The 6,740-nt window shown below is 74.4% G+C and carries 5 protein-coding genes; all 5 read left to right on the forward strand.

The annotated features are described in order from the left end of the window. Positions 1-1,165: glycosyltransferase family 4 protein (locus VKG64_13645; GenBank protein ID HKB26083.1), on the forward strand; the 1,165-nt coding region annotated here is incomplete at its 5' end. Positions 1,166-1,202: 37 nt separating this feature from the next. Beyond that, positions 1,203-1,976, forward strand: a complete 774-nt coding sequence (locus VKG64_13650; protein ID HKB26084.1) for a class I SAM-dependent methyltransferase — start codon at positions 1,203-1,205, stop codon at positions 1,974-1,976. Between the two features lie 31 nt (positions 1,977-2,007). Beyond that, the gene (locus VKG64_13655; GenBank protein HKB26085.1) at positions 2,008-3,483 is read left to right on the forward strand and encodes a hypothetical protein; all 1,476 of its coding nucleotides are present in this window, start codon (positions 2,008-2,010) and stop codon (positions 3,481-3,483) included. 2 nt (positions 3,484-3,485) lie between these two features. Beyond that, positions 3,486-4,586, forward strand: coding sequence for a glycosyltransferase family 1 protein (locus VKG64_13660; protein ID HKB26086.1), 1,101 nt, complete (start codon positions 3,486-3,488; stop codon positions 4,584-4,586). Beyond that, positions 4,586-6,740 (forward strand): asparagine synthase (glutamine-hydrolyzing) (gene asnB / locus VKG64_13665; GenBank protein ID HKB26087.1); only part of this gene is annotated, 2,155 nt, incomplete at its 3' end. The genes VKG64_13660 and asnB, both read left to right, overlap by 1 nt.

Below are 6,740 nucleotides of genomic sequence, written 5' to 3' on the forward strand. Positions count from 1 at the left end.
GCCGACCGCCTGCGCGTGCTCCGGGTCCGCGAGCGTGAGTGACCGCCCGGCGCCGCCGACGCCCCTCGTGATCGTCTCCAACCACGCCGAGATCGTCGGCGGCGGCGAGGAGAGCCTGCTGGGGCTCCTCGGCGCGCTCGACCGCGCGCGGTGGACGCCCGCCGTCGTGGTGCCCGCCGAGGGCGCGGTGGCGGCGCGCGCGCGCGCGCTCGGCGGCGCGGTCCACGTGATCCCGCTGCCCTCGCTCCGTCGGCCCGGACCGGCGCTCGCGAGGAGCGTCGGCGCGCTCCGTCGACTCGTCACGGCGACGGCGGCGGCGCTCGTCCACGCCAACGGCTCGCGCGCGATGGCCTACGGCGGCGTGGCCGCCCGGCTCGCGCACCGGCCCGTGATCTGGCACGTGCGCATCGGCGAGCGCGACCCGCTGCTCGACCGCGCGCTCGGGTGGCTCGCCGACCGCGTCATCGTCATCTCGCACGCGGTGGCGCGCCGGTTCCCGCGCGCCCTGGCGCGGAAGGTCCGCGTCGTCCCGAACGGCGCGGACCTCGAGCGCTTCGCGCCCCGGCCGCCCTCGGCGCGGCTCCGCGCGGCCCTGGGGATCCCCGACGGGACCCCCGCCGTCGTCTCGGTGGGCCGGTTCGTCGCGTTGAAGGGCTACGGGCACCTCCTCGACGCCGCGGCCGCGCTCGACGCGGAGCGGCCCGGGGTCCACTGGATCCTCGTGGGCGACGGCGAGTTGCGGGCGGACCTCGAGGCCCGGGCCCGCAGCCTCGGCCTGGCCGCGCGCGTCCACTTCACCGGCTGGCGCGACGACATCCCCGACCTCATGGCGCTCGGCGACCTCCTCGTTCTGCCGTCGCTCGCCGAGCCCTTCGGGCGCGTGCTGATCGAGGCCATGGCGATGGCCCGGGCAGTCGTCGCGACGTCCGCGGGCGGCGTGCCCGAGATTGTCGTGCACGGCGAGACGGGCCTGCTCGTCCCGCCCGCCGACCCCCGGGCGCTCGCCGCGGCGGTGCGTGAGCTGCTCGACGACCCGGCGCGCGCGGCGCGGCTGGGCGCGGCCGGGCGCCGTCGCGCGCAAGCGGAGTTCGGCCTCGCCCGCCACGCGGCGGCGGTGGGGGCGCTCTACGACGAGCTCCTCTCGGAAGGCCATGGGGGTCTGTAACCTCTGTGGCGGCACGCGTTGGGAGACCCTCGAAGAGGTGGGGACGACGGGCGTCGTGCGATGCGCCTGCGGGCTCGTGTTCGTCACACCCACACCGCCCCGTGCCGCGCTCGAGGCGGCATACGACGCGGCGTACTACCAGCCGTGGCAAGCGGAGATGGGGAGCCGTCGGCGGATCTGGCGGCGCCGTATGGGGCTGGTCGACGCGCTCGTTGCGGCGCCGGGCAGGCTTCTGGACGTCGGTTGCGGTACCGGCGAGTTCCTCGAGCTCGCGCGCGCCCGGGGCTGGCAGGTGACGGGTACTGAGATCTCGGCCTACGCCGTGGCGACCGCGACGACGCGCCGGCTCGACGTCGCCCGCGGCGAGGTGTGGGAGGCGGGCTTACCCCCGGAGGCCTTCGACGTCGCGACCTCGTGGCACGTGATCGAGCACGTGGCCGACCCGCGCCGAGTGCTCGACGAGATGCACCGGGTCTTGCGTCCCGGCGGCTGGCTCGTGCTCGCCACCCCGAACCTGGACGACTGGATCTTCCGGGCGGCATACCGGCTGACCCGCGGCCATCGTCCGCCACTCTACGAGCAGGAGGAACGGGAGATCCATCTCTTCCACTTCTCCGCTCGCTCGCTCCGTGCCCTGGTCGCGGCGGCCGGCTTCGACGTCGTCGCCGTCGGCTTCGACCGAGACGCGGCGGCGGTTGCCACGAAGCGCATCGTCAACGACCTCGCGTATGCCTTCTTTCGCGTGACGGGCATCAACTGGGGCATGGCTCTCCGGCTCACCGCCCGGAAACCCGGCGGCCATGCGGCGTAGCTGGCTCTTCGCGTGCGGTGTGCTCCTCCTTGTGGCTCTCGTCGTCCGCCTCGCGTACATCGACCTCCTCGACGACTCCATGAGCGCCGACGAGGCGGTCGGCGCTCTGATGACGCTCAAGATCGCCCGCGGCGAGGAATTCCCGCTGATGTTCTGGGAAGCCTCGTACTCGGGCACGTTTCCCTTCCTTCTCGGCGCCGTCGGCTTCCGGTTGGTCGAGCCGTCGCTCACGGTGCTGCGCCTCGCGCTCCTGCCGCTGGCGCTTGTCGGCATCGCGGCGACTGTCTCGACCGCGCGCGCCCGCTGGGGCGTCGGGCCCGCGCTCGTCGGCGGCGCGTGGTTCGCCCTTGGCCCGCCTCTGCTGTTCGCCTACTCGACCCGGGCCATGAACGGCTATCCGGAGGTGCTCGCGTTCGGAGGGCTGACACTCTGGTTCGCGACGCGGCTCAGGGAGCGGCCTCGTGGCGAAGCGTCCGGCCTATGGCGGTGGACGCTGTTCGGCGCCGTGGCCGGGTTCGGCGTTTATAGCTTCTTGTTCGTCCTGCCCATCTTCGCCGGCGCCGTCTGGGCTTTGTGCCGCGCCCGCGGCGCGCCGAGCCGCCGCGAGCTCGCGGCCCTGGCCGCCGGATTCCTCGTGGGCGTATCACCCTTCGTTCTCTACAACGTCATCCACCCGGGTGCGTCGGTGATCCGGCTAGGTGCCCGTCTCTTCGATGTTTCCCGGAGCGACGTGGCGGGGTCGTCCCGGCTGCTCGTCCTCGCGGGCGACAAAGCCGCCGGCTACATCTTCCGCCTGGTCCGGTTGCCGGCGACGCTGCTGAGCAACCTGCCACCCGCCTTGGGGCTGCCCGGGTGGGGCATCTGGATCACCGCCGTCGTGGTCGCGATGTCGGTCGTCGCCGCCCGCGCACGACCGCGTCCCGACTTCGGCCTGGACCTGCTCGGGCGGTGCGGGCTGCTCCTGCTGCTCTTTGTATGGGGTTCGGACCTCGACGCCCCCCGCCACCTGTTCCCGTTCTTTCTCCTCGTCCCGCTCGGGATCGCCGCGCTCTGGGCCTGTGCCCCGGGCTGGGTCCGACTCGTGGCAGGCGTCGGCCTGATCCTGGTGCTCGCGAACAACGTCTTCGCAACGGCGCAGGATGCGCACGCCGGTAAGCCGTCGGTGCGAGAGCTGTTGGCGGCCCTGGACGCTCGTGGGGTGCGCTTCGTCTACACGGATTACGCGATCGCATACCCGCTGGTCTTCCTCTCACACGAACGCGTCATCGCCTCTCCCGCAGCCGGGCCGACGAACGTGGACCGATATCCGCCGTACACGCACGCCGTCGCGGCGTCGCCGTGTCCCGCCTACGTCTTTCGGCGGGGCAGCGAAGCCAGTGCGGTCTTTGTGCGCGAGATGCGTCGCGTCGGGATCGCGTTCTCTCGCGAGGAGCTTTCTGAGTTCGATGTTTATGTGCCCGAGCGCCATGTCGATCCGCACGACCTCGCGCTCCTGAGGAGATTCTGAGGGTGCCGAAGGTCGGGGTGGACGGGCGCGAGCTCCGCCCGGGCGTGCGCAGCGGCATCCGCCGCTACCTCGTCGAGGTGCTCCGCGCGCTCTCGCGCGCCGGCTGGCCATGCGTCGTGTACGGCGACCGCGGCAGCGCGCTCGATGAGGCGCTGCCGGGCGTCGCCGCGCGGGTCCTGCCCGGGTCGTGGACGCAGGTCTGGGACCAGGTGAGCCTGCCCCGCGCGCTCCGCGAGGACGGCGCCTCGGTCTTCCTGTCGCCGTACTACAAGGGCCCGCTCCGGGCGCCGTGCCCGGTGGTCCTCACGATCCACGACCTCTACTTCATCGCGTACCCGGGCCGGCCCCGCCCCCTCCGCGACGCGGTGTTGATCCGCGTGGCGCGCCTGTACGCGCGCCGCGCGGCGGCGATCGTCGCCGACTCGGAGCACTCGCGGCGCCAGATCGTGGCCCGGCTCAGGATCGACCCGGCCAGGGTGACGGTGATCCCCGTCGCGCTCGGCCGCGAGTTCACGCCCGCGGCGCCGGCGGCCGGGGTGCGCTACGGGATCACTTCGTCCTACATTCTCTACGTGGGGAACTTCCGGCCGCACAAGAACCTGCCGCGGCTGCTCGCGGCGTACGCGGCGCTGCCCGCGCCGCTGCGCGCGGCGCACGCGCTGGTCCTCGCCGGGGGCGACCGCGCGGGCCGTCCCGCCCTCGAGGCGCTCGCGCGCGAGCTCGGCGTCGCCGACCGCGTGGTGTTCCCGGGCCTCGTGGACGACCGCGACCTGCCCGGGCTCTACGCGGGCGCGACGGCGGCCGTCCTGCCCTCGCTCGAGGAGGGGTTCGGCCTGCCGGCGCTCGAGGCGATGGCGTGCGGGACGCCGGTCGTGGTCTCGAACCGCGGCGCCCTGCCGGAGCTCGTCGCCGAGGCGGGGCTCGTCGCCGACGCCGAGCGCCCGGCGGACCTCGCCGGGGCGCTGGCGCGCGTCCTGGCCGACCCCGGGGTCCGCGCGGAGCTCCGGCGGCGCGGTCTGGCCCGCGCCGGGCTCTACACCGCCGAGCGCACCGCCGGCCGCGTGCTCGACCTCCTGCGACGCGTCGCCGAGGGCCGCCGCTGATGTGCGGCATCGCCGGCTGGGTCGGCGAGGCGCCGCCGGAGCTCCTGCCGCGGATGCTCGACGTGCTCCGCCATCGGGGGCCCGACGACTCGGGCCTCCACACGGAGCCGGGCGTGGCGCTCGGCATGACGCGGCTCGCGATCATCGACCTCGTCACGGGCCGCCAGCCGATGAGCGACGCCGACGAGCGCTACTGGATCGTGTTCAACGGCGAGATCTACAACTTCCGGCAGCTCCGCGCCGAGCTCGAGGCGCGCGGGCGGCGGTTCCGGACGCAGAGCGACACCGAGGTGATCGTCCAGGCGTACGCGACGTTCGGCGCGGCGTGCGTCGAGCGCCTGCGTGGCATGTTCGCGTTCGCCCTCTGGGACCGCGCGCGACGCTCGCTGTTCCTCGCGCGCGACCGCCTCGGCAAGAAGCCCCTCTACTACCGGCACCGCGACGGCGGGCTCCTGTTCGCGTCCGAGCCGAAGGCGCTCCTCCTGCATCCCGCGGTCTCGCGGGAGGTGGACTGGCCGGCCTTCCACCACTACCTCGCGTTCGGCTACACGCCGGCGGAGCGCTCGATCTACGCCGGGATCGTGAAGCTCCCGCCCGCGCACACGGCGACGCTCGCGGACGGGCGGCTGACGCTCGACCGCTACTGGCGGCTGCCGCCGGGGCCCGCGGCGGCGCCGCGGGCGCCGGTCGAGGAAACGGCCGCCGCGGTGCGCGAGGAGCTCCGCGAGGCGGTGCGCCTCCGGCTCGAGAGCGACGTGCCGCTCGGCGTCTTCCTGTCCGGCGGCATCGACTCGAGCGCGGTGGTCGCGAGCATGCGGGAGGTCACGAGCGGGCGCATCGCGACCTTCTCGATCGGCTTCGGCCGCGGCTTCGCGTCGTACGACGAGCTGCCCTACGCGCGGCTCGTCGCGGAGCGCTTCGGCACCGACCATCACGAGGAGCGGCTCGAGCCGAACGTCGCCGAGCTCCTGCCCGCGATCGTCCGCAGCTTCGACGAGCCCTTCGCCGACTCCTCGGCGGTGCCGACGTTCGCCGTCGCCCAGGCGACGGCGCACCTCGTGAAGGTCGCCCTCTCCGGCATCGGGGGCGACGAGACCTTCGGCGGCTACCCGCGCTACCTCGGCGTCCGCCTCTCGGAGCTCTACGCGCGGATCCCGCGCGGCGCGCGGCGCGCGACGAGCGCGCTCGCCCAGCGCCTGGTCCGCGAGTCGCGCGCGAGCCGGAACCTCGGGAGCTGGGTGCGCCGCTTCGCCGAGGGCGGGGAGGTGCCGATGCCCGACCGCTACCTCGGCTGGACGCGCTTCTTCGGCGACGCGGACCTCGGCCGGCTCGCGACGCCCGCGCTGCGCTCGCTCATGACCTCGCCCGTGGACGAGGCGCAGCGGCGCGCGTTCGAGGCGCGCGGCCACGACGATCCGGTGGACGGCGCCTTCCGCGTGGACCTGGCGACGTACCTCCCCGACGACCTGCTCGTCATGGCGGACCGGATGAGCATGGCGAACTCGCTCGAGCTGCGCGCGCCGTTCTGCGACCACCGGATCGTCGAGACGAGCCTCGCCATCCCGCCCTCGGTGAAGATCCCGGGCTACCGGCTGAAGGGGCTCCTCAAGACGGCGTTCGCGGGCGTCCTGCCGCGGCCGGTCCTCGAGCACCGGAAGCAGGGGTTCATGATCCCGCTCGCCGCCTGGCTCGCCGGCGACCTCCGCCCGACGCTGGAGGAACTCCTGGCGCCGTCCGCCGTCGCGGCGCGCGGCCTCTTCGAGCCCGCCGAGGTGGAGCGGCTCAAGCGCGAGCACCTCGCCGGCACGCGCGACCACGCCGACCGCCTCTGGACGCTCATGATGGCGGAGCTCTGGACCCGCGAGTATCTCGACCGAGGCGGGCGGTGGTCGCTCGGCGGCCTGCGCCCGCGCGCGCCCCGCGTCGACCGGCCGGCGCCCACGCCGGCGCGCGCGCTCCGGATCCTCATGGTCTCCGACGTCTCGCCCGCGCGGCCGGCGGGCGGGGGCGAGCGGATGCTCTGGGAGCAGGCGTCGCGGCTCGCCGCGCGCGGCCATCGCGTGCGCATCGTGAGCCGCGCGGACGCCGACGGCGCCCACGGGCCGCTCGAGGTCGACGGCGTCCACATCCGCCACGTTCCCGTGGACCGGCGGT

Source organism: Candidatus Methylomirabilota bacterium (assembly GCA_035260325.1).
In the GTDB taxonomy this organism is placed as follows: Bacteria; Methylomirabilota; Methylomirabilia; order Rokubacteriales; family CSP1-6; genus AR19.